Raw genomic sequence first — 25,192 nt, forward strand, 5'->3', positions numbered from 1 at the left:
TGTGCGATTCTAGCAAACTTGCCGGTGATTAAGCATGCAGTCCATACGCGAGGAGGGCGGCGCTGTAGCCGGCGTGTACCAGCATGGGCGCCAGCAGCGCGCCGCTGCGTTCGTACGCGAGGCCCGCGCACAGGCCCAGCACGAAGGCAGGCAGCATGGCGGCCGGTGGATGCACGAGGGCAAACAGTGCGGCGGCGATGCCGACCGCCTGCCAGGCCGGCAGCGCGCGGCGCAAGCCGCCCTGCAGCAAGCCGCGGAAAATGAATTCCTCGCACAGGGGCGCGGCCAGCAGCGTCAGTCCCGCCAGCCACAGTCCGTTGCTATTGATATGCATCAATGGCGAAGCGGCCTGCGGCAACAGGGCCGCGCAGCCGATGCCGGCCAGCGCCGCGATACAGGCGCCTGCGCCTCCCCAGCACCACGGCTGGCGGCCCTGTCCGATGCGCGGCACGCCCGCCGTCCCGGCGCGCCAATACACGAGGTGCAGCAGTACATACGTGAGCATGCCGGCCACCTGGTCCTTGAGCAGGATCAACAGCAGGGTTTGCAGAATAAAAAACAGCATGGCGGCGATCAGGCCGTCGGCCGCCGAGACCGTGGCCGGCGGCGAGGCGGCCGGATCGAGCAGGTAGGGCAGCGCATCGCGCGCCTTTTGCCACAGGGCCACGGCCAGCGCGCCCGTGAGCGCGACAAACACCAGCTGCTGCACGGCGCTGCCGGCGGCCAGCGCCGCGATGTACAGGCTGGTGAGCAGCAGATACAGGTACATGTACGCGGGGCGCACCTTTGCCGTTGCCTCGGTGGCCAGCGGGTCGCTGGCAAACACGCCCAGCGCCACTGCGATCGCCGCGTACAGGGGAATGCCGGCCAGGGCCAGCAGCATCAGGCCCGCCGTCTGCCACGACCAGGCGGGCAGCCAGGCCAGCGCCGCGCCGAACAGGATGACTGGATACAGCAGGGCCAGCACGGCCCACAGTTGCGCCTTTTGCCGCAGCGCCTGCTCGATGGAGACGGGAAACGTGTACAGCAGCCACAGCGCGCCGCCTTCCTTGTTCAGGGTCTGGAAGGCCGACATCATGAGCACATAGCTGCCGAGGAAAAAGCCGGTGCAGGCCAGCAGGACGGGGCTGGCCAGCAGCGCGTGCAGGTCGCGCGCCTGGCCTGTGAACAGGGCCTGGCCGCCGAGGATGAGCAGCGGCAGCAACAGGGTTTGCACGAGAAAATTGCGGTCGCGCAAGAGTAACGTCAATTCGCGCCGCTGGATCGGCGTGCCGGGGCGCGGGCGCCACCGGGGTGGGGGCGATGGCGTCGCTGCCGGCTTGCGCGCCGCTTCGTGCTGGCCCGCGCCCACGACGCCGTGGCGCAACTGGCGGCGCAGCACGGCCATGCCCAGCAGCATCAAGCACACGCATTGCGCCAGCAGCAGGATAGCGGGCAGCAAGGCGGCCACGCCATCGGCATTGAGCAGCCGTACCAGCAGGCCCGGCGGCGTCCAGCCGCTCCAGGCGGGCATGGCGGCCGCCCAGTCATAGGCGAAGCCGCCCATGCCCATGCCGAAGGACATGCCCATATACATGGGAAACAGGCCCGCCAGCGAAATCAGCGCCTGCAGGTTGCCCAGCTGGGCAGGATTGAGCGACAGGCGCAAGCCCGTGTCGACGAGGGTGCGCAGCATAGCGGCCAGGGCCAGCAGGACGAGGCTGGCGAGCAGGCCGGACAGCGGTGAAAGCCAGCCCTGGCCCGCATACCAGGCGATCATGGTCGTGCCGGGCCACAGGGCCAGCAAGCCGGCCGGATTGACGAGCGTGCGTTCGAGCACGCGCGCCCACAGCAAGGTGCTTTTTTCGACGGGCAAGGTGACCAGCCATTCCAGGTCCCAGTCCGGCTTCGACAACTCTCCCATGCCCAGCGGCAATAACACGCTGACCAGCCACAGCAGCGCCAGTTGCAGCGTCAGGCCGCCGATCAGCGCCGTGCTGAACGGCGCGCCCATCAGCTGGGCGATGACGGGGTCGAGCAGGTGGCTATCCGTGTGCAGGCTGCCGCGCACCTGGCAGGCGGCGACCTGGTCCAGCAAACAATGCATGTTCAGGACGCCATGGCGGGCGATGCTGCCGAAGGAAAACAGCATGGGCAGCAAGAGCAGCGCGCCCGGCAGCCAGCGCCTGCTGCGCTTGCCCGGCGTGGCGGGGCGGCTTTTATTGTTTTTCGCGAAGGAAAGGCCCCGGCCGCTGACGTTGAGCAAGCGCTGCAGGCGCAAGCGCGTCAGCAGCCAGACGGCGCGCCAGGCGGTGGGCGGCGCCGGTGTCATGCGGTTTCGTCGGTGAGTTGCAAAAAGAGGTCTTCCAGGCTGCCATCGCTGGACAGTTGCTGGCGGATATCGTCCAGGCTGCCCGTGGCCACCAGGGCGCCCCGGTGGATGATGGCGACGCGGCTGCACAGCTTTTGCGCCATGTCCAGCAAATGCGTGGACACGAAGATGGTGGTGCCGGCGGCGGCGCGGCGCAACAGGCGTTCCTGCACCTCGCGCGACGCGCGCGGGTCGAGGCCGTTGATCGGCTCGTCGAGAATCAGCACGGCCGGATCGTGGATCAGCGCGCACGCCAGGCCCAGCTTTTTCTTCATGCCCAGCGAGTAGTTGACGGCAAAGTCTTCGGCCGCCTCGTCCAGGCCGAATTCCGTCAGCAGGCGCGCGGCGCGGTCGGCCGCTTCCGCGCGCGTAAAACCATGCATTTCGGCCACGAATTGCAGGATTTCACGGCCCCGCAAATAATCGTAAAAGATGGGGGTGTCGGGCAGGTAGCCGACCTTGCGCTTGACGGCGGCGCCATCGCGGTGGCAATCGAGGCCATCGACCAGCACGCGGCCGCTGCTGGGCACGAGGATGCCCATCAGCATGCGGATGGTGGTGGTCTTGCCGGCCCCGTTCGGACCCAGGAAACCGAAGAGCTCCCCCTTGCTAACCTGTAAGGTCAGCGGCTTGACGGCTTCGAACGTGCCGTAGTGTTTGGACAAGCCTTCGAAGGCGATCATCATGCTTCCCAAAAAAGATGGCGTGCAGGATGATAGCCCGAGACGGCGCCGCCGGAGCGCCCCTTAGTGGCCTAACTTAATGTCGCAACATCACGCCGATGGCGATGCAGGCCACGATCGCCAGGCCCATGGCGAGGCAGTAGGCTGCCATCAACAGCAGCCAGCGGCAGACGGTAGCGAGCTTGCCGCTTGGATACACGCGCCACATGGCCCACGGCAGATAGGCCCAGCACAGCCAGGCGCCGAGCGCAAGGCGGACAAGGTCGACGGGGATGAGGATCATCAGCGCCATCGTGATGAAGGCGAAGGCATTCGTATGCAGGGCGAACAGGAAATGCTCGCCATAGCGCCGTCCGCTGCCCAGGTAGAGGATTTTCAGGAACAGGGCGAACAGCGGCATCAGGCCAAACATGGCGTACGGCGCGTAATGGAAAAAGCTTTCCACCACGAGTTTTTGTTTCTCGGCCGTGGGCAGTTGCTCAAAGTCTTGCCATTGGCGCGGCAGGGTGGGCGTCTGGCCCAAAATGCTGACCTGCATAGGCGATGTCTTGCTTTCCGGAATTTGACGTGGGCCGTGGGCGCTTGCCTGGGCTTGCTGGTCGTGGACGGTGAGGAATACGTCGGGGCTGCTGAACTTGAGGATGGCAAAGAACAGGATGCTGAAGCTCAGGTAGACGCGCAGCGGCTCGACGTAGCGCACGCGGCGTCCCGCGATGTATTCATTGCTCAGTGCGCCAGGGCGGAACAGCAGCAGGGCCAGCGTACGCCATAGCTTGCCTTCGAGCGCCACATAATGCGCGACAAATTCATGCAGGAATTCGCGCGCGCTGGGTACGTGCAGGGTGGTGGACTGGCCGCAGGCGCTGCAGAAGTTGCCTGGCGCGTCGGTGTGGCAGTTATGGCAGGTACTGGCGGGACTGGTGCTGGACGACACTGTTTTCAAGATGGACTCTTTCCATGGCCGAAAGGGAAAAATGCACGCTCAAGGGCGCAGCCTATGATGAATGAAAACAATGATAAAAGGGCATTTTTCTCTCGATAGTTGCTTATGAGATACAAAATGCCTGTACCGTTCAGCGGCAGGCAAATGCGGCCAGCAGGCGCCGCTCCCCGCTTGGCGCGATGCGCAGGGCGCGGCTGTCGAGTTCGCGCTCGGCCCAGCCCTGGCGCAGGGCCAGTTGCAGGACGGCGGCGCCCAGCGCGCCGCCCAGGTGGGCGCGCCGTTCGCTCCAGTCCAGGCAGGCACAGGCGAAGCGGCGGCGCTGGCGCTGCAGTTGCGGCACGTCGATGCCCAGGGCCGCCATGCCGGCCGTGCCCGCTTCCGACAGGCGATATTCTGCGCCATCGTCGAGCAGCCAGCCTTGCGCATGCAACTGGTCGTGCAGGGCGACGGCCACGGTGCCGGCCATGTGGTCGTAGCAGGTGCGCGCATGGCGCAAGCGGTCCGGCGTGGTGGGCGTAAAGGGCGTTGCGGCCACGCCGGCCACCACCAGCAGCGCTTCGAGGGCGTGGCCCACCTCCATGCTGGCCAGGCGGTAATAGCGGTGCTTGCCTTGCGCCAGCATGGACAGCAAGCCATTCTCGCGCAAGCGGCTCAGGTGGGCGCTGGCCGTCGAGGCGCCCACCTCGGCCAAGGTGGCCAATTCCGTGGCCGTGCGCGCATGGCCATCGAGCAGGCTGCACAGCATGCGCGCGCGCGCCGGTTCGGCGATGGCGCCGGCCAGTTGCGCCACCCATGTCGGCCGAGGGAAGCTTGTCATCCATGATTCGTCCGTGGGCGAAGTGTTGTGGTGGAAGGGCCAGCATACTCGTGTCCCCACTTCACTGCAATGGAATGCGCATGCCGCTCGCCGACTTTGTTATCGATCCCGCCAACCCTTTTTCTGCCGTCACCCACGCGGCGCCGTACGGCTACTATCGCCGCCTGGCGGACGGCCCGCCCCTGCGCTTCGACGCGCAGCTCGATTGCTGGCTGGCGACGGGCGTGGCCGGCGTGCAGGCCGTGCTGGCGCATCCCGCTTGCCGCGTGCGCCCGCCGGGCCAGGCCGTGCCGCAGAACCTGGCAGGCACGCCGTGCGGCGCGATTTTTGCCGAACTGGTGCGCATGAACGATGGCGAGCGGCATGCCGTGCCGAAACAGGTGCTGGCGCGGGCGCTGGGCCAGGCGGATTTGGCGCGCCTGCATGGACGGGTGGTGGATCTTGCCGGCGACCGCGTTCCCGGCAGCGCCACGCAGCTGAATGACGCGATGTTTGAACTGCCCCTGTTCGCCATGGCGGACTTGCTGGGCTTTGCGCCAGCGCAATGGCCGGCGCTGGCCGCCTGGACGCGCGCCTTTGTCGCCTGTTTGTCGCCGCTGAGCAATGGAGAACAATTGGCAGGCGCGCAGGAAGCGGCTGATGCCTTGCTGCAATGTTTTGCCGCCTTGCTGCGTGAGGGCGACGCGCGGCCCGGCAGCGTGCTGCACGACATCGTGGCCGGGGCGGATGCCATGGGCGGCGGCATGCTGGCCAACCTCGTGGGCTTGCTGTCGCAGACCTGCGACGCCACGGCCGGTTTGCTGGGCAATGCCATCGTGGCCTTGCGCGCGCAGCCGCAGTTGTTCGCGCAACTGCGCGCTGCACCCGAGCGCTGGCCGGCCATGCTGCGCGAGGCCAGCCGGCATGATCCCGCCATCCACAACACGCGCCGCTACACGGCCGATGCCGTGGCATTGCACGGCGTGCGCATACCGGCCGGGCAGATGATCGTCGTCGTGCTGGCCAGCGCCGGCCATGCGGAGTTGGGTTTTGGCCATGGCCGCCACGCCTGTCCGGGCCAGTCCATCGCGCACACCATCGCCACGGCTTGCCTGCAGGCATGGGCCGGTGCATTGGAAGGTATGCCGCTGGCGTGGACCTATCTGCCGTCGCTGAACGCCCGCATTCCCGTGTTTGCGCAAGGAGACAACGCATGATTGCCGTGATTTTTGAAGTCTGGCCCAGCGCCGATGGCCGCCAGCAATATCTTGACCTGGCGGCCGCGCTGCGGCCCTTGCTCGATGAAGTGGACGGTTTCATTTCCATCGAACGTTTCAGCAGCCTGAGCGAGCCAGGCAAATTGCTGTCGCTGTCCTTCTTTCGCGACGAGGCGGCGCTGGCCCGGTGGCGGCAGCTCGAAGCGCACCGCGCGGCGCAGTCGGCCGGCCGGCACGGTGTGTTCGACGATTACCGGCTGCGCATCGCCGGCGTGGTGCGCGATTACGGCGATTACGGCATGCTGGAGCAGCAGCAGGCGCCCGCCGACAGCCGCCAGCGTCACGATGCCTAGCGTTTAGCGGGGCAGCGCGCCCTGCGTAATTTTCACTTTGACCCGGTAGGTGGGCTCGGCCGCGTTGAGGGCGGGCGGCGTGGCCGGGTCGACGTCGAGCAGGGTGAACGTCAGGTGGTTGACGGTGACGGAACTGGCGGCGCCGGGCATGGATTCGGACAGCACGATGTCGGTAGCGCCAGCGCTGTTGAGCAAACTGAAACTGTAGCTGACGTAGCCTTTCCACACGCATACGGCGCCCTTGCGGCAGCGGCTGTCGTTGACGCGCTCGAGTTTCAGGGTATCGGTGGCCGTGATGGCCACCTGTTCGCCCGGCGACAGCACGTGGGTGACGCTGCGCGGCGTATTTTCCGCGTCGCCGGCGCTGCCGGCCGCGCCGCAGCCCGCCAGCACGGCCAGGCAGGCGAGGAACAGGAGGAGCAACCACGTTCGGTACGATTGATGTAGGTAATCCATGTTTTTCCTTTCAGTTGGAGCGTCCCCCCGCGTGGCGTGCACGCATGGGATGAAAATGATAATAACAAAATGATATTTTTCCGGCGCACCATTGGCGCGCTGCGGATGAATTGACGCGCCGGCCACGCGGCGCGCCGATTACTGCGTAGAATGGCTGTTTTGAAAATCAGGAAACAACCATGAAAAAAACCGACCTGGCCAAAAGCGATGCCAAGAAACTGATGGGAAAGATGAATGTTCCCGGCGCCGGTGCATTCGGTAAGGAAGCGGTGGTCGTCGACCGCCGCGAGCAGCGCAAGCGCGATCAGGCCCTGGGCCTGGTGCCGTTCGCCGTCAAGCTGAACAGCGATCTGGTGTTGCAATTGCAGACCCTGGCCAAGGAACGCGGCGCGGATCTGAATGAATTGGTCGCCGAAGTCCTCGTCAAGGGCTTGGCTGCCTGAGCGACGGGCGTCCGTCACCCCCGTACATCAAACGGTTTTTGCCCGTTTCGTACGGGGTTTGGCCATTGCCGCGTCAAGACCGCTGGGCCTCACCGCCGCGTGCGGCGGCAACTTTTTAATGGCGTCGAGCAAACGCTTTTTTAGTGCATCCTTGGGCAGTCCGGGCACGGCCACGTTGAACTGCTCCGGTGACGCGCGCTTGAGCGCGGCGATGCGCGGTGCTCCTGCCGGCCGGCGGGTTTGCATCTCTGCGAGCCGAGCTTGTATCTCTTCCTCGGTTTTTGCCTGAAGAATCTCATTGAGATTGATGATTTTCTTGGTGGTATTCATATGATCACACCTTTTTCAGCCAGATACAGATGCAGTATATCCCAATGGGCACTCGCAGGCGCGAGGTCAAACTCGACCTGGCGTCCCCGTCCATGTCTGCGCCACCAGTCGACGCCTTCCGGCGTGCGCATCAAGTCGTGCAAGGTACGGGCCGAGCGCAGCGCAGGCGCGGTTTCACCGGCAAGCTGCGCGCGTTCGGCGGCGTCCAGGTCCGCCTGGAAGCCGGCCCTGGCCCACAGATACCAGCCGCTGAATTCATCGCCGACTTTCCCTGCCGCTAGAGCCTTGATTTTAGCGATACCCAGGCGTTGCGCTTCCCTTGCTTCGATCGCAAAACTTCGGATGGCGATGCCCAAGCCTCTGAACTCTTTCTTGATGACTAAAATATCGTTGCTGACAAGCTGAAAGCCGTCCGCGCTTTGCTGTACCGTACGTTGCATCGTTTCAATAATATCGTCATGGGCAACTTCGATTTCAAGATCGCCGCCTGACGTGATGACGGGCAGCATGTAGCTGCCGTCGGGCGCTCCGGTCAGTTTTGCAAACGCGGCAGTATCGAGCACATGTCCATTTAACAGGAATTGACTTGCCGTGGTCTCGTGCAGGACACGTACTTGGCAATTAAATAATTCCGCGGTGAGTGCATCGCGCTTGCTCATCGTCACGCCCTTGAAGCATAGCGTTCATAAAAAAAATGCCGCTTCGTGTGACGCAGCGGCATTTTGAGCTTCAGGCGGCAGGCGCCGCTCAGACATACGCCGCCAGGGCGCCCTTCATTTTTTTCAGCGCCGCCACTTCGATCTGGCGGATGCGCTCGGCCGATACGCCGAACTCTTCCGCCAGGGCGTGCAGGGTGGCGCCGGAACCGTCGTCGTTGGCCAGCCAGCGCGCTTCGATGATGCGGCGCGAACGGGCGTCCAGCTTGGACAAGGCCGTTTCCAGGCCTTCCGATTGCAGGCGCGTCACTTGTTCCGCTTCCAGCACCTTGGTCGGCTCGCTTTGCTCCGACGACAGGTAGGCGATCGGCGAAAACTTGTCGTCTTCATCGTCGGTCGGCGATTCCAGCGCAATGTCGCGGCCGCTCAAGCGCGTTTCCATTTCGATCACTTCTTCGCGTTTCACATCGAGCAGCTTGGCCAGCGCATCGATCTGCTTCGGCGTCATCGCATCGAGGCCCGTCTTGTGGCTGCGCAGGTTGAGAACAGCTTGCGCTGCGCCTTCGTCGTCGCGACCTTGACCAGGCGCCAGTTTTTCAGGATGTACTCATGCATCTCGGCTTTCACCCAGTGCATGGCGTAGGACACCAGGCGCACGCCCTGGTCTGGATCGAAACGTTTCACGGCTTTCATCAAGCCGATATTGCCTTCCTGAATCAGGTCGGCGTGCGGCAAGCCATAGCCCAGATAGCCGCGGGCAATCGAGACCACCAGGCGCAGGTGCGACAGCACCAGCTCTTGCGCGGCGGCCAGGTCATTTTTTTCGCGCAGGCGTTTCGCCAGCGAAATTTCTTCGTCGTGGGTCAACATGGGCAGACGGTTCACGGCCGAAATATAGGCGTCAATATTGCCCAGATTGCCAGTGAACCCGAGGCCCAGCGCATTACTTTTGGTCGGAACCAATGCGGATGTTGCGGACATCATAGTCATGTTTTCTCCCTCGTAGTCTTGCTTTGTTCCAGTTGGCCGCGTCACACGACGTGGCCCGATTGTCTGTTCTGTTTTGCGTATTCGGTCTTGCACTTTGCAGACCGCGGCACCATCTTCATCTGGCGTCCATGGCGGTTCTGCTGTTGGTATGTCCCTATATTAGCACTCTCTGCCTGAGAGTGCCAATCAGCACATTTAATCGTCCTGATAGCCTAAATACTATGATGATTTAATGTTTGATAAATATGTCTGAACAGCGCTGCAGGCCGCTTTACGACAACATGGCTAGTCTACGGGCTCTGGCTGAAGCGAACCTTAAGAATACTTGCTAAATATCAAGATAACAGCAGATGGGGATGGCGAGGCGCATGGCGGCACCGCAGGCGCCGCCATGGAAGGGAAGGTCAGTTCAGGCGCGCCAGGTGGCGCTGCACGCAGAGGAAGGCGCCGATCAGGCCGAGGCCTGCGCTGACGGCCAGCAAGCCGGCCATCGGCAGCGGCGCCAGCGGCACCAGCTGGAATTCGGACGCGTACAGGCGTGCAAACTCGGCAATCGCGGTATTGAGCGGCTGCAAGGCCAGCGCTACGGCGCCCAAGGCCAGCGCCCCCGCGCACAGGCCCAGCAGGGCGCCCGTGTAATAGAAGGGGCGGTGGATGAAGGTGTCGGTGGCGCCAATCAATTTCGAGATGCTGATTTCATCGCGCTGCTGCATCACCTGCAGGCGGATGGTATTGAAGACCACGGCGATGACGGCCACGCCCAGGGTGATGGCCAGCAGCAGCAGCACCAGGCGCAGCACGCCCAGCAGGGCCGCCAGGCGCTTGACCCAGGCCGAATCGACTTGCGCCGATTCCACGCCGGGCAGGTGGCGCAGCTGTTCCGCCACGGCATCGACATCCTGCGCTTCGCTGGCGCTGCTGAAGGCGTCCAGTTTCAGCACATAGCTGTCGGGCAAGGGATTGTCGCCCAGGGTGCTGAGCACGTCGGCCAGGCCGTTCTTGTTTTTCAGCGTGTCGAGTGCCTGTTCGCGCGGGATGAAGACGATCTTTGCCTTTTGCTCGCCGACGATCTTGCGCATGGCGCTGGCCAGGGCCACGGCCTGTTCGCGCGGCGTGTCGATCTTCAGGAAAACGCTGATTTCCGGGTCGACCGACATCTGTTCCGACATGGGGCGCACGTTGTCGAGCATGGTCAAGCCGGCGAACGGCAGCGACAGGGCGATGGCGACGACGAGCACGTTCAACAGGAAGCCGCCCGGCGACTTGCGCAAGTGAATCAGCGCCGAACCGAGCGCGAAGCGGTGTTGGCGGAACCAGCCTCTCATGCCTGTTCTCCCTGCGCGTCGTCCGCATCGGGGGAGGGGGCGAAATCAGGATCGGGCGGGGCGAACACGGGGGCCTGCGTGGCCTTGTCGATGGCGACCAGCTGGCCGTTCTTCAGGTGGATCACGCGGGCGGCGGCGTCGAGCATCTGTTCGTCATGGCTGGAAATGAGGCAGGTCACGCCCACCGAATGGAATGCTTTGAGGGCGTCGAGCACCTTGTTGGCGCTGGCGCGGTCCAGGTTGGCCGTCGGTTCGTCGGCCAGGATGATCTGCGGCCGGTTGACGATGGCGCGCGCAATCGAGACGCGCTGCTGCTCGCCGCCCGACAGCGACAGCGGACGCGCCATGGCGCGGTCGAGCAGCCCGACTTTGTCGAGTGCGGCGCGCGCGCGTTGCTCGGCAGCAACTTTATGCGCGCCGACGACGAGCAGCGGCAGCATGACGTTGGCCAGGATGGAGCGGTCGTTGAGTAATTTTTGCTGCTGGAAGATCAGGCCCATGTTGCGGCGCAGGAAGGGCACGCCGGCCGGCTTGATCTTCGCCATGTCCTGGCCGTTGACGATCAGCTTGCCCGACGTGGGGCGTTCCATGGCGGCAATCATTTTCAGCAGGGTGGACTTGCCGGCGCCGGACGGGCCGGCCAGGAAGACCAGCTCGCCTTTGGCAATACTGAGCGAAATGTCGCTGAGCGCCACGGCGTCGGGGGAGTATTGCTTGGAGACGTGCTGAAATTCAATCATGTATGGGCTTATCCGAGCAGCGCTTCGACAAATTCGGCAGCCACGAAGGGCTGCAAGTCTTCAATTTTCTCACCGATGCCGATGAAGTACACGGGCACGGGGCGCACGCGGGCGATCGCCGCCAGCACGCCGCCCTTGGCGGTACCGTCCAGCTTGGTGATCACCAGCCCGCTCAGCTGCAGGGCATCGTCGAAGGCCTTGACTTGCGTCAATGCATTCTGGCCCGTGTTGCCGTCGATGACGAGCAGGGTTTCATGCGGCGCGCCCTCCATGCCCTTGCCGATCACGCGCTTGATTTTCTTCAATTCTTCCATCAGGTGCAACTGCGTCGGCAAGCGGCCGGCCGTGTCGACCATGACCACGTCGATGCCGCGCGCCTTCGCCGATTGTACGGAATCGTAGGCCACGGCGGCCGGGTCGCCCGATTCCTGCGAAATCACGGTGACGTTGTTGCGCTCGCCCCAGACCATCAATTGTTCGCGCGCGGCGGCGCGGAAGGTGTCGCCCGCGGCCAGCAGCACGGACTGGTTATTCGACTGCATGTGCTTGGCCAGCTTGCCGATGGTGGTGGTCTTGCCGGCGCCATTCACGCCGGAAATCATCATCACCAGCGGCTTGTGGCGGCCCAGCTCGAAACGCTTTTCCAGCGGGCTCAGCAGCTCGATCAGCAGCACTTTCAGCGCGGCCTTGACGGCGGCCGCGTCGAGCAGCTTGTCTTCCTTGACCTTTTTCTTCAATTCCGTGAGCAGGAATTCCGTGGCGTCGATGCCCGCGTCGGACATCAGCAGCGCCGCTTCCAGTTCTTCGTACAGGGCGTCGTCGATCTTCGCGCCGACGAACAGCACGGACAGGGTGTTCGAGGTTTTCGACAGGCCCGCCTTCAGGCGCGTCATCCACGATTTTTTCTCGGGTTCGGCGGCCACGATCACGGGCACGAGCTCGGCCGGCGCGCCGCTCAGGGGCGTAGCGGCAGGCTGCGGTGCGGGCGGCGTGGCGGGAAGGGCGAGGGGCTCGGCTGGCGCAGCCTCGGGAGCGATGGGTTTTTTCTTGAAGAAACTAAACATGGATGTGTGGTGGCGGGTGCTGACCTAAGGCCCGGCGGCGCCGGACACTGTTGTTACGGGCTATTCTACCAGAGCGCGCCCGGCCCTTCATGCTTTACTGTTCGATTGGCAACATTGCGCGGCTATCCACGGAGATCGCCGCAGTTGCCGCGCTTTCCAGCCGGATCAATGGGTTTGCAGGGCCAGCGCCTGATGGCGGCGGCGCCAGTCGGCGATGCTTTCGTCGACTTGCCGCAAGTCCAGCACATGCAGGAACGAGGGCGGCTGCTTGTACAGCACGGGACTGCGTCCTCCAGCCCACAATTCCATGCTTGGTGGCAAGCTTGCATGCAGCTGCTGCAGGCTGTCGCGCGTTTGCCGCTGCTTGCTGGCGCTGGAAAACGACAGCGCCACGATGTCGGCCCGCTGCGCGCGGGCAGCCGCGCGACGATGTCCGTCAGCGGCGTTTCCACTCCCAGCGACATGCAATGGGCGCCGGCCGCCGCGCATAGCGCCTCGGCCATCAGCAGTCCCAGGCCATGGCGCTCCTGCGGCAAGGTACTGAGGACGATGCGCGGCGTGCGCGTGGACGGGCTGCTTGCTTGCGGCAGGGAAAAAATGGCGTGGCGCATTACCGTCTGCAAGGTTTCGCTATACAGATGCTCTTCATACACGGCCAGGTCGCCGCAAGCCCACGCTTCGCCCACCATGCCCGTCAGGGGCGCGATGACGTCGATGGTGAAGCTTTTCAAGCCCAGCACGGCCAGCGCCTGGCGCAGGGCCTCGCCCAGTTCCGCCATCTGGTGGCCGCGGCACAGGGCCAGGTAATGTGCCAGCTGCGGTTGCGGCGCGGGCGGCGCCGCGCTGCCGGCGCTGGCCAGTTGCTGCAGTTGTACAGTGCTGTGCTGCATGATTTTGCCCGGACGAAATCCGAGATCCAGCAGGCGCTTGATCATGCGCAATTTTTGCACTTGCTCGGCCGGATAGCTGCGCTCGCCGAAGGCGTCGCGCTGGGGCTGGGGAAAGGCGTAGCGGCGCTCCCAGACACGCAAGGTTTCCTTGGCCAGCCCCGTATCGCGCTCGACGTCGCTGATGCTGAAGGCGGTAGGGAGGGGCAGTGCTTGCAGGTCAGTATCCATACCAGGTTTTTTGCTCGCTTGCGGAAGAACGTGGCATGCATTTTACGCCTTCCGCCGCCCCGGGGCCAAATAGCTGAATCCGATTGGAAATGGTCCGCGTATAAGTTTCTGAGCGGCTCGCGCCCTCATTGACATAAATCAATATTTGATTGAATATTGTTTTGTCCTGGACAAACTTGATACGGATACTGTTATGAAAATCGCTGTCGTCGGAGCGGGAATTGCCGGTTTGTCGTGTGCCTATCGCCTGGCGCAGGCGGGCCAGGATGTCACCTTGTACGAGGCGGGCGACTACTTTGGCGGCCACAGCCATACTGTCGATGTCACGCTCGATGGCGTCACGCATGGCGTCGACACGGGTTTTCTCGTGTTTAACCACGCCACCTATCCGCACCTGGTGCAACTGTTTGATGAACTCGGTGTCGAGGCGGCCGACAGCGACATGTCGTTTTCCGTGAAGATGCCGCTGGGCGCCTCGTCCGGCGCCCGCGTGCTGGAATGGGCGGGCGCCAATCTGGATACCGTGTTTGCCCAGCGCGGCAATCTGCTGCGCCCCGCCTTCCTGCGCATGCTGCGCGACATCCTGCGTTTCAACCGGCAAGCCAGCGCCCTGGCCACGGCCAGCGTGCCGGCGCCGGCCATGCCGCTGGGCGAGTTCCTCGACCTGCACGGCTATGGCGACGAGTTCCGCCACTGGTATCTGCTGCCGATGGCCGCCTGCATCTGGTCGTGCCCGGCGCGCCAGATGCTGGCCTTTCCGCTGGCCACCTTCATCCGTTTCTGCCACAACCACGGCTTGCTGCAAGTGAGCGACCGGCCCCAGTGGCGCACGGTGCGGGGCGGCGCGCGCGTGTACGTGGAAAAACTGCTGGCGGGCATCCCGCAGCAGCGCCTGGCGTGCCCCGTGCTGGCCGTGCGCCGCCAAGCCCACGGCGGCGCGCGCATGATCGAACTGCACACGGCCGCCGGCGTCGAGCATGCCGACCACGTGGTGCTCGCCTGCCACAGCGACCAGTCGCTGGCCCTGCTGGCGGACATCCGCGACGACGAACGCGGCGTGCTCGAAGCCGTGCGCTACCAGCCGAACCGGGCTGTGCTGCATACGGATGCGTCCTGCCTGCCGCAGCGCCGCCGCGCCTGGTCGGCCTGGAATTACCAGGGCAGGCCGGCCGCGCAAGGCGAGGCGCCGCAGGTATGCGTGCACTATTTGCTGAACCAGTTGCAGCCCTTGCCCTTCAATACGCCCGTCCTCGTTTCGCTCAATCCGCTCGACGAACCCGATCCGGCCAAGGTGATCGACGAGTTTTCCCTACGCGCATCCCGTGTTCGATGGCGCGGCCATTGCCGCCCAGGCGCGCCTGGCCGCTTTCCAGGGCGCGCAGCACACGTGGTTTGCGGGCGCCTGGACGGGCTATGGTTTCCATGAAGACGGCTTGAAGTCGGGCCTGGCGGTGGCCGAAGCGCTGAACGGCATGGCGGCGGCGGAGCTCGGCCGTGCCGCGTGATCGCACTCAGCCGTCCCAGCCGCAGCCCCAGCTGTGCCTGGGGCGGGTGCACCATGCGCGCCTGCGCCCGCGCGTGCATGCCTTTGCTTACGGCATGTTTTATCTGCGCCTGCCCTTGCGCAGCATGGGGATGCAGGATTTCCCGGCACGCTTGATTTCGCGCAATGGCGCCAATCTGCTGTCCTTCCGCGACGGCGACCATGGTGACGGAACCACGCCGCTGCTGGACTGGATCGACGGCTTGCTGCGCCAGCATGGCGTGTTGGACGCGGGCGGCGAAATCTGGCTGCAAACCATGCCGCGCATGTTCGGCTACGTCTTCAATCCCGTCAGCTTCTGGTTTTGCCACCGTCCGGATGGCGCCTTGCGGGCCGTGGTCTGCGACGTGCGCAATACCTTCGGCGAGCGCCACCTGTACCTGCTCGAGCAGGGCGGGCCCATCGCCTATGGCAGCGAATTGCAAGCCAGCAAAATTTTCCATGTGTCGCCATTTTGCAAGGTGGAAGGCCATTACCGCTTCCGTTTCCTGCGCAACAGCGAGCAGGGCGGCGAGCGCCACCTGGCCCGGGTCGATTACGACGACCTCGACGGCCCATTGCTCCAGACGAGCTTGTCCGGCACGGCGCAGCCGCTGCGCGATGGCGCCATCGCCTGGGCCTTGCTGCGCTACCCATTGATGACGTTCGGCGTGATGGCGCGCATCCATTGGCAAGCCTTGCGCCTGTGGCTGCGCCGCGTGCCGTTTTTCAGCAAACCCCTTCCCCCACAAGAAAAGGTGTCCCGATGAGTTCCGATTCCTGCCGACCGGTCTGCATGCGCGCAGCAGCGTATGCCCCGTGCATCTGGACATGCCCGCCAGCGCGCGCATGATCGTGCGCCTGCTGCAAAAACTGCAATATGGCGCCCTGCGTCTGCGCACGCCCGATGGCAGCGTCTTGCTGTACGGCGACGGCAGCCAGCCCGTCACCCTGGACTTGCACAACTGGCGCCTGTGTTCCGCCGTGCTGCGCTCGGGCGACATCGGCTTCGCGGAAACGTTTATCGCCGGCGACTGGCGCACGGACAATTTGCCGGGCCTGATCGAATTGATGATACGCAACCGCGCACAGATCGAATCCTTGATCTACGGCAACTGGTGGGGCAACCTCTTATATAGAGTGCGCCATCTGCTGCACCGCAATTCGCGCGCCGGCAGCAAGAAGAATATCCACGCCCATTACGACATCGGCAACGCCTTCTATCAGCTGTGGCTGGACCCGTCGATGACGTACTCGAGCGCGCTGTTTACCGAAGGCGCCAGCCTGGAGCAGGCGCAAGTAGCCAAATACCGGCGCATCGCGGACCAGCTGCAGCTGCAGCCAGGCGCCAAGGTGCTGGAAATCGGCTGCGGCTGGGGCGGTTTCGCGGAAACGGCGGCGCGCAGCTATGGCGCCCATGTGACGGGCCTGACCTTGTCGACGGAGCAACTGGCGTATGCGCGCCAGCGCCTGCGGGATGCGGGGCTGGCAGGGCAGGCCGACTTGCAGCTGTGCGATTACCGCGACAGCCATGGCCAGTACGACGCCATCGCCTCGATCGAAATGTTCGAAGCTGTGGGGCAAAGCTACTGGCCCGGCTATTTCGCCTGCGTGGCGCGCAACCTGAAGCCGGGCGGACGCGCCTGCATCCAGACCATCGTCATCGCCGATGACTTGTTCGAGCGCTACAGCAAGAGCACGGATTTCATCCAGCAATACATCTTCCCGGGCGGCATGCTGCCTTCGCCGATGGAATTTCGCCGCGCCGCCGAGGCGCAGGGCTTGCGCGTGGTGGACGCCTTCCGCTTTGGCCTCGATTACGCGGAAACCCTGCGCCAGTGGCGCGCCAGCTTCCTGGCCCAGCGCACGGCGCTGGAAAAACAGGGTTTCGATGGCCGTTTCCTGCTGACCTGGGAGTTTTACCTCGCATACTGCGAGGCCGCCTTCCAGGCGCACAACACGGATGTGATGCAATTTACCCTGATCAAGGACTGACCATGCGCCGCTGGCTTGCCATTATCGTGTTGTCGTTGAGCATATCCAGTGCCATGGCCGCGCCGCCGGCCTTTGTCGCCGCCGACGTGCCCGAGGCCCGGCTGGCGGGCGAGGGCGAATACACGTGGTTCGGCATGCGTATTTATCGGGCGCAACTGTGGGTGGGTGCGAACGGCTACCAGGGCGCGGCGTCGGCAACGGCGCCTTTCGTGCTGGAATTGCGCTATGCGCGCGCGCTCGACGGCAAGAAGATCGCCGAGGCCAGTTATGAACAGATGCAGAAAATCGGCGCCGGCACGCCGGAGCAGCGCCTGGCCTGGCTGTCCACCATGCAGCGTATCTTTCCTGACGTCAAGGAGGACCAGCGCATCGCGGGCGCCTACCGGGCCGGCATCGCGCCCGGCGTGCGCTTTTATCTCGATGGCAAGGTGCTGGCCGATGTGAGCGATGGCGATTTCGCGCGCGCGTTTTTTGCGATCTGGCTGTCGCCCGAGTCGACGGCGCCCAAGCTGCGCGCGGCCTTGCTGCAGAGTGCGGCGCCGCTGCCATGAACGCCGGGGCCAGCGCATTGACCTTGCCCGCCCTGTTCAGCTATGGCTTGTTCGGCTTGCCGCTGGCCATGCTGGCGCTGCCCATCTATATCTATGTGGCGCCGTTTTATGCGCAGCGCAGCAGTCTTGACCTGGCGCAGATCGGCGCCGTGCTGCTGGCGGCCCGCATCGCCGCCGCTTTCATCGATCCGGCCCTGGGTGCCTGGATGGCGCGTGGCGGGCGCAGCTATGCCGTGTATGTCGGCGCCGCGCTGCCTTTGCTGCTGCTGGGTTTTGGCGCCCTGTTTCATCCGCCCGCCATGCAGGAAGCGGCTACCCTGGTCTGGTTTTTGGCCGCCTTGCTGCTCGTCTACGCCGCCTATGGCCTGGCCGGCATCGCGCACCAGAGCTGGGGCGCGGCCCTGAGCCAGGCGCCCACGCAGCGGGCGCGCGTGGCGGCCGTGCGCGAAGGCTGCGGCTTGCTTGGCGTGATCCTGGCGGCCGGGCTGACTTCCGTGCTTGGCTATGACGGTTTGTCGCTGGCCTTTGCCGCCTGCCTGCTGGCGGCGGGCGCGCTGCTGCTGGCGCGCGCGCCGCGTCCGGCCTTGTCCGCCGTCACGGCGGCAGCGTCCCGTGGCGGCTGGCGGCTGCCATTGCGCCAGCGCGCGTTCCGCTGGCTGTTCGCCGTTTTGCTTGTCAATGGCGTGGCCGCCGCCATCCCCGCCACCCTGTTCCTGTTCTTTGCCGGCGATTATCTGCGCCTGGGCCACTACGCTGGCCCCTTCCTGATCGTCTACTTTTGCGCGGCGGCCGCCTCGATGCCCGTGTGGGTAGCCCTGGCGCGCCGCTTTGGCGAGGCGCGCGCCTGGGGCGGCGCCATGCTGCTGGCCGCCAGTGTGTTTGTCTGGGCGTATGGCCTGGGCGCGGGCGCCGCCTGGGGTTTTGCCGCCATCTGCCTGCTGTCGGGCCTGGCGCTGGGTGCGGACCTGGCCTTGCCGCCGGCCTTGCTGGCGGGGCTGATCGGCGCGGCTGGCCATGCCGGACGGCATGAAGCGGCGTATTTCGGCTGGTGGAACTGGGGCGTGCAAATGAGCCTGGCGCTGGCGGCCGGCATCGCCTTGCCCCTGCTGGCCTGGCTTGGCTATGTGCCCGGGAGGAGCGGCGGCTTGCCGGCCCTGTCCGCCGCGTACGCCTTGCTGCCCTGCATATTGAAACTGCTGGCGGCGCTGCTGCTGTGGCGCGCGCCCCTGCAACTATATATAGCGAACATAGCGAACATCGGGAGAATCACGCATGCGCCTCATGACATTGTATACACGCGGCATGACGGCCGCCGCCTTGCTGATGGCGCTGGCCGCCTGCTCCACGCCGCCCCTGCCAGCCTCGTACGCGCAGGAAACACCCAAGCTGGACTTGCAGCAGTACTTCAACGGTACGCTGGATGCCCACGGCATCTTCCAGGACCGCTCCGGCAAGGTCGTGAAACGCTTCACGGTGGTGATGCGCGCCAGCTGGGCGGGCGAGACGGGCACCCTGGACGAAGATTTCACGTATGCCGACGGCAGCAGGCAGCGCCGCGTGTGGACCCTGCGCAAGACGGCGCCCGGACGCTTCATCGGCACGGCGCCCGACGTCATCGGGGAAGCTGTCGGCGAAGTGGCCGGCAATGCGCTGCGCTGGCAATACGTGCTGGCCTTGCCCGTCGATGGCACGGTGTATCACGTCGACTTCGAGGATTGGATGTTCCTGATGGATGACAAGGTCATGCTCAACCGCGCCGCCATGAGCAAGTTCGGTTTCAGCCTGGGCGCCGTCACTTTATCGTTCAGCAAACGCCCGCAGGCGGCCCCATGAATCGCAAGATCACCAGCTGGGCAGGCAAGCGCGTGTGGATCATCGGTGCGTCCAGCGGCATCGGCGCCGCCTGCGCCACCTTGCTGCTGCAGCAGGGCGCCTGCGTGGCCTTGTCGGCCCGCCATCGCGCCAGCCTGGAGCAGCTGTGCGAGGGACAGCCGCTGGCGCAGGCCTTGCCGCTCGATATCACCCAGCCCGCGCAAGTGCGGGCCGCGTGCGCCGAACTCATGCAGCAGTGGCCGCACGTCGACCTGATCCTGGTGGTGGCTGGCGGCTATCAAGCCATGCGCGCCGATAGTTTTGACCTGGAGGCGGCCCAGGGCTTGCTGGCCCTGAATGTGGGCGGCGTCTTCCATTGCCTGGAACAAGCCTTGCCGTGGCTGTTGCGCCAGGGCAGTGGCGGCATCGGCATCGTCGCTTCGGTGGCCGGCTATGGCGGCTTGCCCAAGGCGCTCGCGTATGGCGCCAGCAAGGCGGCGCTGATCAACCTGACGGAGTCGCTGTACCTGGATTTGCATCCGCGCGGCATCGGCGTGTATCAGATCAACCCGGGTTTTGTCGCCACGCCCTTGACGGCAGGCAACGATTTCACCATGCCGGCTCTGATGACGGCGCAGGATGCGGCCGCCGCCATGCTCGACGGCATTGAGCGGGGCCAGTTCCACATCCATTTCCCCAAACGCTTCACGAATACCATGCGCCTGGCACGGCTGTTGCCGTACCGCGCCTATTTTTGGCTGATCCGCAAGGTGACGGGACTATGAGCGCAAGCATAGATGGCCCGCTGGCGCGCCTGGTGGCGTTTTACGAACACCTGAGCATCGAAAACCTGGCGCAGCTGGGCGCCGTGTATGCACCGGACGCCCTTTTTAAGGACCCGTTCAATGAGGTGCAGGGCCATGCCGCCATCCTCGCCATCTTCGAGCATATGTTCGTGCAAGTCGATGCGCCCCGGTTTGTCGTGCTGGAAAGTATGGGGCAGGGGCAGCAAGCCTTCCTGACGTGGGAGTTTCGCTTTCGCATGAAACGCCTGGTATCTGGCGAACAATGTATTCGTGGCGCAACACATGTGCGTTTCGATGCGCAGGGACGGGTGGTCTTGCACCGCGATTATTGGGATGTCGCGGAAGAATTGTATGAAAAGCTGCCTTTGCTGGGCCCTTTCATGCGCATGCTGCGGCGCGCAGGCCAGCGTTAAGCTGTTTCTTGATGCTTTTAAGCAAAAAATGCGAAAAAGAAAAAGTAAATTATGTGGAATGGGGCTGCGGAAAACTTGATTTCGGTCAATGTGTCGTTTTTTTTGACACAAATATGTCAAAATATTGAGAAGGCAACATTGTAAGAAATTGTTTCAACTGATGTGCAATTTGCAAGCAAGAGTCGTCCTCATCCGTTCAAATCGGCGCGCTGCGGCGTTGACTGGAAAACATGGAAAACATTTCTATGTGAGCAATTTAAATTACCGGAAAGTCAGTAATTGTGTTGATACTCTGCCTATTTTTCTGATTCTTGCGCCGACGTCGGAATTGGCGCCTACGCCCCTGAATAATGCGGCAACGCACCAAAACAGGGCGCAAAATTTCCCGTTTTTGTGCGTCCGGCAGCAAACTTTGGCGATGCCGTGTATGCTTCGTCCCGTTTATCCATTATCACCTTACAAATTGCACGCTTTGTCGTGTAAGTCGTGGACGGTAAATGATGGGTGAAGCATGTTGACGTTTTCATCATGCGCCTGATACTGTTGCACTAATACAACGGGTGTCGACTAGGCATGCGCTATGATGGAATGGTCAATCAGGCCAATGCATTGGTTGGCAAGGGGCACTGGCTCTGTCGCGTAGTACGGTTGGCGATGGTCGGGATGCCTGAAAAAGCCCTCGGCCTGGTACCGGAAGTAACATGTTGGAACTTGATGGAATGTGAAACGGTCGTTATAGTGCCGCTTCCGGTGCCCTTTGAGCACCGAACCGGCGCACGAAAATACGGTCGCTCTGCAGCCTTCAAGCTTATCGGCGCAATAGCGTGCCGATACCGATATGAATTGTTCCCCTGACCGGAACAGCAATGTGGCAGGTGGAGACCTTGCCCTCACTCATAAAAAGCGCTCTGCTAGAGCGCAGCTCGAGATGCATAGGCTGTATTACTTTTTGCTTCAAAATTAAAGGAAATCGCAATGAAAAAAACTCTGATCACCCTGGCAGTTCTGGCAGCAGCCACTGGCGTAGCCCAAGCTCAATCGAGCGTTGTTATCTACGGTACCGTTGACGCTGGTTTCGTCAGCGAGCGCGGCGGTGTTAACGGCAACGTTAACAAAATCGACAGCGGCGTAGCTTCGGCTTCCCGTCTGGGCTTCAAAGGCACCGAAGATCTGGGCAGCGGCCTGTCGGCACTGTTCGTTCTGGAATCGGGTTTCAACGTTGATTCCGGCGCGCAAAACGCTAACGAAGGCCTGTTCGGCCGTCAAGCCTACGTAGGCCTGAGCAGCAAAACGACCGGTACCCTGACCCTGGGTCGTCAATACACCCCTTGGTACAACACCCTGTCGAAAGTTGCTGATCCATTCGCAGTTGGCTACGCTGGTTCCGCTAAGAACTTGTTCCCAGCGAACACGACCCGTACCAGCAACACCGTAATGTACTCGTCGCCTAACTTCAGCGGCTTCGATGCTGACGTTTCGTACAGCGCTGCCAACAAAGGCAACGAAGATGCACTGTCGAGCAAAATCGGTCGTCAAATCGGCGCGTCGGTTGGCTACTCGAACGGTCCTTTGAATGCACGCCTGGCATACAACACCACGTCGAACGACGTAGCGAACAATGCTCACACCGCTGTTGTCGAAAGCGGTAGCGCACGCAACTGGCTGGTAGCCGCAAACTACGACTTCGCAGTAGCGAAAGCGTACGCTGCCTACGGCATCAACAAAGGTGCAAACAGCTCGCTGCGTAACAACGGCGACCTGAATGCATTCAACTACACCTCGGCTAAGACCAGCGATGACAGCACCACCGCCCTGATCGGCGCAACGGTACCAGTTGGTCCAGCCGGCACCGTGATGGCTTCGGTTATCCACGTGAACGACAAATCGGGCCTGAACGCCGATGCGAACCAGTTCGCACTGGGCTACTCGTACGCTCTGTCGAAGCGCACCAGCACCTACGCTTCGTACGCCAAGATCTCGAACAAAAACAACGCTGGCTACACCGTTGGTAACAACAGCAATGTTGGTACGGGCGACAAAGCCTTCAACGTTGGTGTTCGTCACTCGTTCTAATATTCGCGCAAGCGAAGCTTAGTACCGCTACGGCATCCCTTCGGGGATGCTGCAAGCAAGGAAACGCGCTGTCTGGCTTCGGCCTGGCGGCGCGTTTTTGCATGTGCGGCGCCAGTTATAATGACGCCGTTATTCAAGTAAAGGAATGCCATGTCTTCATACCCATCGCCGCGCCTGGCCGCCATGCTGGCCGCGCTGCTGTTCGCTGGCGCCACGGGCGCCGTTGCCGCCGCCGTCAAGGGCAAGAAGCCGGCCGGACTGGAACGCTACGGCGTGGCCGTCTACTCGGACCTGTGCCTGCAAAAGGACAGCGGCGAAATCGGCGGCCAGCGCGTGACCCTGCACCGCTTTGCCGAGGCCGATTCCGTCATCTATGAATTTACGGCCGGCGCCCTGAGCTGGCCTATCGTGGCCAACGACGTCAACCTCGATGCCGCCACGGGCGCCTTCGACTTCACCATCGCCAGCCCCGACAGCGAAGAGCGCACCATCGTCGGCAAGTTTTCCAAGGATGGTCAGACCCTGACCCTGGAAGGTGATTACTGCGGCGGCAACGTGCGCATGCCCATGAAGCTGAGCCGCGTGCGCGATTTCGGCCGTCCGCTGAAAAACTGCACGCCATGTCCGCCGGTGCCGGAAGCGCCAGCGCAGGTGCCGGCGCAAGACGGCGCCGAGGCGCCTGCCGCCTGAGTTATTGTGACTTGCGCATGAAAAAGGCCCGGTATTGACCGGGCCTTTGCCATTTTCAGCCTTGCAAGTGGCTTATTTTGCCGCTTGCGCCTTTTCCGCATTCGCGCGGATGGTGGCCAGCGTCGCGTTCGGCGTGATCAGGTTGCCGTCGTAGCGCAGTTCGATCAGGGCTGGCAAGCTGTTGGTCCTGGCGTGCGCCAGCGCCCGTTGCAGGGCAGGGGCGAACTCTTCCGTCGTATTCACCACTTCGCCATGCGCGCCATACGCCTGCGCCAGCGTCGCAAAATCCGGGTTGTGCAGGGTCGTGCCCGACACGCGGCCCGGGTAGTCGCGTTCCTGGTGCATGCGGATGGTGCCAAACATCTGGTTGTTGAAAACGATGATGACCACGCCCGCCTGGTATTGGACTGCCGTGGCCAGTTCCTGGCCATTCATCATGTACTCGCCGTCGCCCGCAAAGGTGATGACGGTGCGCTCCGGGTGCACGATCTTCGCCGCCACGCCCGACGGCACGCCGTAGCCCATGGCGCCATTCGTCGGCGCCAGTTGCGTGCGCATGCCGCCGTAGCGATAAAAACGGTGCGCCCACGAGGCGTAATTGCCGGCGCCATTCGTCAGGATGGTATCCAGGGGCGCCTGCGCCATGATGTCCTGCGTGACTTGCCACAGGTCCAGCGGCGCCTGGCCATCCTGGAAGATGGGCGGCTGCTCCTGGTAGGCGGCCAGCTCGGCTTTGGCTTCGGCCGGCGTATGTTTCCATGCGGAAGCATCGACGGGAGCCATGGCGGCCAACATGGCGCAGACCTGCGGCATGCCGCTGTTGATCATCAGCTCAGCCTGGTAGACGCTGCCCAGCTCTTCGGCATCCGTATGGATGTGCGCCAGGCGCTGGCGCGGCACGGGCGAGTCGAACAGGGTGTAGCCGCCCGTCGTCATTTCCCAGGCGCGGCCCGATGGCGATGACCAGGTCGGCATTTTTCACGCGCGCGGCCAGTTTCGGGTTGATGCCGATGCCGACGTCGCCGATGTAGTTCGGGTGTGCATTGTCGAGCAAGTCCTGGAAGCGGAAGGCGCAGGCGACGGGCAAGTGATTCGCTTCGGCAAACTGTTGCAGGTCGGCGCAGGCCTGCGGCGTCCAGGTGGTGCCGCCGAGCAACACCAGCGGCTGCTTGGCCGTCGCCAGCATGGCGCGCAGCTGCTGCAGTTGCGCATCCGACGGCGCCGCCTGCACGGCTTGGTAGGCGCGCGTGTCGGCGACAGTCGCCATGGAAATGAGCATGTCTTCCGGCAAGGCCAGCACGACGGGGCCGGGCCGGCCGCTGGTGGCCACCTGGAAGGCGCGCGCCAGGTATTCGGGGATGCGCTCGGCGCGGTCGATCTGCGCCACCCACTTGGCCATCTGGCCGTACATGCGGCGGTAGTCGATTTCCTGGAACGCTTCGCGGTCGATGAAATCGTTGCCCACCTGGCCGATGAACAGGATCATAGGGGTCGAATCCTGGTAGGCCGTGTGCACGCCGATCGAGGCGTTGGTGGCGCCCGGTCCGCGCGTGACGAAGCAGATGCCCGGCTTGCCCGTCAGCTTGCCGTAGGCTTCGGCCATGAAGGCGGCGCCGCCTTCCTGGCGGTTGATGATGAAGCGGATGCCCGAATCGTGCAGGGCGTCGAGCACGTCGAGGTAGCTTTCGCCAGGCACGCCAAAGGCGGTGTCGACACCGTGGATCTGCAGGGCATCGACCAGGATCTGGCCGCCGGTACGGGGTTGTTGCGTCATGTTCGGCTCTTTATATTCTAGTGGGTGGCAAAGAAGTGGGGCAAGCGGTGCGCATGCGCCTGCATGCAAGCAGCTTGCCCCATTCTATGTGA

The 25,192-nt window shown here is 63.5% G+C and carries 22 protein-coding genes and 4 pseudogenes; 13 read left to right on the forward strand and 13 right to left on the reverse strand.

What is annotated here, in order from left to right; genetic code table 11:
• Nucleotides 1–28: 28 nt before the first annotated feature.
• The 4 genes from ACQVLG_RS12350 to ACQVLG_RS12365 form a co-directional block, all read right to left on the reverse strand.
• Nucleotides 29–2,311 carry a lysostaphin resistance A-like protein gene (locus tag ACQVLG_RS12350; protein ID WP_474294790.1) on the reverse strand — a complete coding sequence of 761 codons (2,283 nt, stop codon included), beginning with the start codon at nucleotides 2,309–2,311 and terminating at the stop codon, nucleotides 29–31.
• On the reverse strand, nucleotides 2,308–3,033 hold the full coding sequence (locus ACQVLG_RS12355) for an ABC transporter ATP-binding protein (protein WP_474294792.1): 726 nt from the start codon (nucleotides 3,031–3,033) through the stop codon (nucleotides 2,308–2,310). The genes ACQVLG_RS12350 and ACQVLG_RS12355 overlap by 4 nt, the downstream gene beginning before the upstream one ends.
• 76 nt (nucleotides 3,034–3,109) lie before the next feature.
• Nucleotides 3,110–3,967, reverse strand: a complete 858-nt coding sequence (locus tag ACQVLG_RS12360; RefSeq protein ID WP_474295633.1) for a DUF3667 domain-containing protein — start codon at nucleotides 3,965–3,967, stop codon at nucleotides 3,110–3,112.
• 139 nt (nucleotides 3,968–4,106) lie between these two features.
• Nucleotides 4,107–4,793 (reverse strand): ArsR/SmtB family transcription factor, encoded by a 687-nt coding sequence (locus tag ACQVLG_RS12365; RefSeq protein ID WP_474294794.1) that lies wholly within the window; start codon nucleotides 4,791–4,793, stop codon nucleotides 4,107–4,109.
• Nucleotides 4,794–4,873: 80 nt separating this feature from the next.
• On the opposite strand from ACQVLG_RS12365, the gene ACQVLG_RS12370 reads away from it, so the two are divergent.
• Both ACQVLG_RS12370 and ACQVLG_RS12375 read left to right on the forward strand, forming a co-directional pair.
• Nucleotides 4,874–5,989, forward strand: coding sequence for a cytochrome P450 (locus ACQVLG_RS12370; RefSeq protein WP_474294796.1), 1,116 nt, complete (start codon nucleotides 4,874–4,876; stop codon nucleotides 5,987–5,989).
• Nucleotides 5,986–6,342 (forward strand): antibiotic biosynthesis monooxygenase family protein, encoded by a 357-nt coding sequence (locus ACQVLG_RS12375; protein ID WP_474294798.1) that lies wholly within the window; start codon nucleotides 5,986–5,988, stop codon nucleotides 6,340–6,342. Before ACQVLG_RS12370 ends, ACQVLG_RS12375 begins: the two co-directional genes overlap by 4 nt.
• Nucleotides 6,343–6,345: 3 nt before the next feature.
• On the opposite strand, the gene ACQVLG_RS12380 is transcribed toward ACQVLG_RS12375, so the two are convergent.
• Nucleotides 6,346–6,798: a hypothetical protein gene (locus tag ACQVLG_RS12380; RefSeq protein WP_474294800.1), complete on the reverse strand. Its 453-nt coding sequence runs from the start codon at nucleotides 6,796–6,798 to the stop codon at nucleotides 6,346–6,348.
• A 179-nt stretch (nucleotides 6,799–6,977) separates the two neighbouring features.
• Between ACQVLG_RS12380 and ACQVLG_RS12385 the strand changes: the two genes are divergently transcribed.
• Entirely contained in the window at nucleotides 6,978–7,241 is a 264-nt protein-coding gene (locus ACQVLG_RS12385) for a hypothetical protein (protein WP_474294802.1), read from the forward strand.
• A 27-nt stretch (nucleotides 7,242–7,268) separates the two neighbouring features.
• On the opposite strand, the gene ACQVLG_RS12390 is transcribed toward ACQVLG_RS12385, so the two are convergent.
• The 7 genes and pseudogenes from ACQVLG_RS12390 to ACQVLG_RS12420 all read right to left on the reverse strand — a co-directional run bounded on the left by ACQVLG_RS12390 (nucleotide 7,269) and on the right by ACQVLG_RS12420 (nucleotide 13,464).
• Nucleotides 7,269–7,571 carry a hypothetical protein gene (locus ACQVLG_RS12390; RefSeq protein ID WP_474294804.1) on the reverse strand — a complete coding sequence of 101 codons (303 nt, stop codon included), beginning with the start codon at nucleotides 7,569–7,571 and terminating at the stop codon, nucleotides 7,269–7,271.
• Complete coding sequence (locus tag ACQVLG_RS12395; RefSeq protein WP_474294805.1) at nucleotides 7,568–8,230, reverse strand: hypothetical protein; 663 nt, start codon at nucleotides 8,228–8,230, stop codon at nucleotides 7,568–7,570. The genes ACQVLG_RS12390 and ACQVLG_RS12395 overlap by 4 nt, the downstream gene beginning before the upstream one ends.
• An 88-nt stretch (nucleotides 8,231–8,318) precedes the next feature.
• Nucleotides 8,319–9,211, reverse strand: a pseudogene (gene rpoH / locus ACQVLG_RS12400) (RNA polymerase sigma factor RpoH).
• A gap of 410 nt (nucleotides 9,212–9,621) precedes the next feature.
• A complete protein-coding gene (gene ftsX, locus ACQVLG_RS12405) occupies nucleotides 9,622–10,542 on the reverse strand; it encodes a permease-like cell division protein FtsX (RefSeq protein WP_070222518.1) in 921 nt (306 codons plus the stop codon).
• Complete coding sequence (locus ACQVLG_RS12410) at nucleotides 10,539–11,282, reverse strand: cell division ATP-binding protein FtsE (protein ID WP_070312921.1); 744 nt, start codon at nucleotides 11,280–11,282, stop codon at nucleotides 10,539–10,541. Before ACQVLG_RS12410 ends, ftsX begins: the two co-directional genes overlap by 4 nt.
• Before the next feature lie 8 nt (nucleotides 11,283–11,290).
• Entirely contained in the window at nucleotides 11,291–12,346 is a 1,056-nt protein-coding gene (gene ftsY / locus ACQVLG_RS12415) for a signal recognition particle-docking protein FtsY (RefSeq protein ID WP_474294808.1), read from the reverse strand.
• A gap of 122 nt (nucleotides 12,347–12,468) precedes the next feature.
• Entirely contained in the window at nucleotides 12,469–13,464 is a 996-nt protein-coding gene (locus ACQVLG_RS12420; protein WP_474294810.1) for a MerR family transcriptional regulator, read from the reverse strand.
• A 193-nt stretch (nucleotides 13,465–13,657) separates the two neighbouring features.
• On the opposite strand from ACQVLG_RS12420, the pseudogene ACQVLG_RS12425 reads away from it, so the two are divergent.
• From ACQVLG_RS12425 to ACQVLG_RS12470, 10 genes and pseudogenes are all read left to right on the forward strand, one after another.
• A pseudogene (locus ACQVLG_RS12425) lies at nucleotides 13,658–14,969 on the forward strand (NAD(P)/FAD-dependent oxidoreductase).
• Entirely contained in the window at nucleotides 14,959–15,756 is a 798-nt protein-coding gene (locus tag ACQVLG_RS12430) for a DUF1365 domain-containing protein (RefSeq protein ID WP_474294812.1), read from the forward strand. Before ACQVLG_RS12425 ends, ACQVLG_RS12430 begins: the two are co-directional and overlap by 11 nt.
• 61 nt (nucleotides 15,757–15,817) lie before the next feature.
• Entirely contained in the window at nucleotides 15,818–16,981 is a 1,164-nt protein-coding gene (locus ACQVLG_RS12435) for a class I SAM-dependent methyltransferase (protein ID WP_474295635.1), read from the forward strand.
• Between the two features lie 2 nt (nucleotides 16,982–16,983).
• The gene (locus ACQVLG_RS12440) at nucleotides 16,984–17,532 is read left to right on the forward strand and encodes a chalcone isomerase family protein (RefSeq protein WP_474294814.1); all 549 of its coding nucleotides are present in this window, start codon (nucleotides 16,984–16,986) and stop codon (nucleotides 17,530–17,532) included.
• Nucleotides 17,529–18,749, forward strand: a pseudogene (locus tag ACQVLG_RS12445) (MFS transporter); the annotation flags it as partial. The gene ACQVLG_RS12440 and the pseudogene ACQVLG_RS12445, both read left to right, overlap by 4 nt.
• 55 nt (nucleotides 18,750–18,804) lie before the next feature.
• Nucleotides 18,805–19,365 carry a DUF3833 domain-containing protein gene (locus tag ACQVLG_RS12450; protein WP_230541491.1) on the forward strand — a complete coding sequence of 187 codons (561 nt, stop codon included), beginning with the start codon at nucleotides 18,805–18,807 and terminating at the stop codon, nucleotides 19,363–19,365.
• Nucleotides 19,362–20,129 carry an SDR family NAD(P)-dependent oxidoreductase gene (locus tag ACQVLG_RS12455; protein ID WP_474294816.1) on the forward strand — a complete coding sequence of 256 codons (768 nt, stop codon included), beginning with the start codon at nucleotides 19,362–19,364 and terminating at the stop codon, nucleotides 20,127–20,129. Before ACQVLG_RS12450 ends, ACQVLG_RS12455 begins: the two co-directional genes overlap by 4 nt.
• Nucleotides 20,126–20,563: a nuclear transport factor 2 family protein gene (locus ACQVLG_RS12460; protein WP_474294818.1), complete on the forward strand. Its 438-nt coding sequence runs from the start codon at nucleotides 20,126–20,128 to the stop codon at nucleotides 20,561–20,563. Before ACQVLG_RS12455 ends, ACQVLG_RS12460 begins: the two co-directional genes overlap by 4 nt.
• 975 nt (nucleotides 20,564–21,538) lie before the next feature.
• Nucleotides 21,539–22,636, forward strand: coding sequence for a porin (locus ACQVLG_RS12465; RefSeq protein ID WP_230541488.1), 1,098 nt, complete (start codon nucleotides 21,539–21,541; stop codon nucleotides 22,634–22,636).
• A gap of 150 nt (nucleotides 22,637–22,786) precedes the next feature.
• Nucleotides 22,787–23,326: a hypothetical protein gene (locus tag ACQVLG_RS12470; RefSeq protein ID WP_474294820.1), complete on the forward strand. Its 540-nt coding sequence runs from the start codon at nucleotides 22,787–22,789 to the stop codon at nucleotides 23,324–23,326.
• A 72-nt stretch (nucleotides 23,327–23,398) separates the two neighbouring features.
• On the opposite strand, the pseudogene ACQVLG_RS12475 reads toward ACQVLG_RS12470, so the two are convergent.
• Nucleotides 23,399–25,165: pseudogene (locus ACQVLG_RS12475) on the reverse strand (thiamine pyrophosphate-binding protein).
• Nucleotides 25,166–25,192 lie beyond the last annotated feature (27 nt).

This window comes from Janthinobacterium sp. TPC_1, assembly GCF_056037845.1.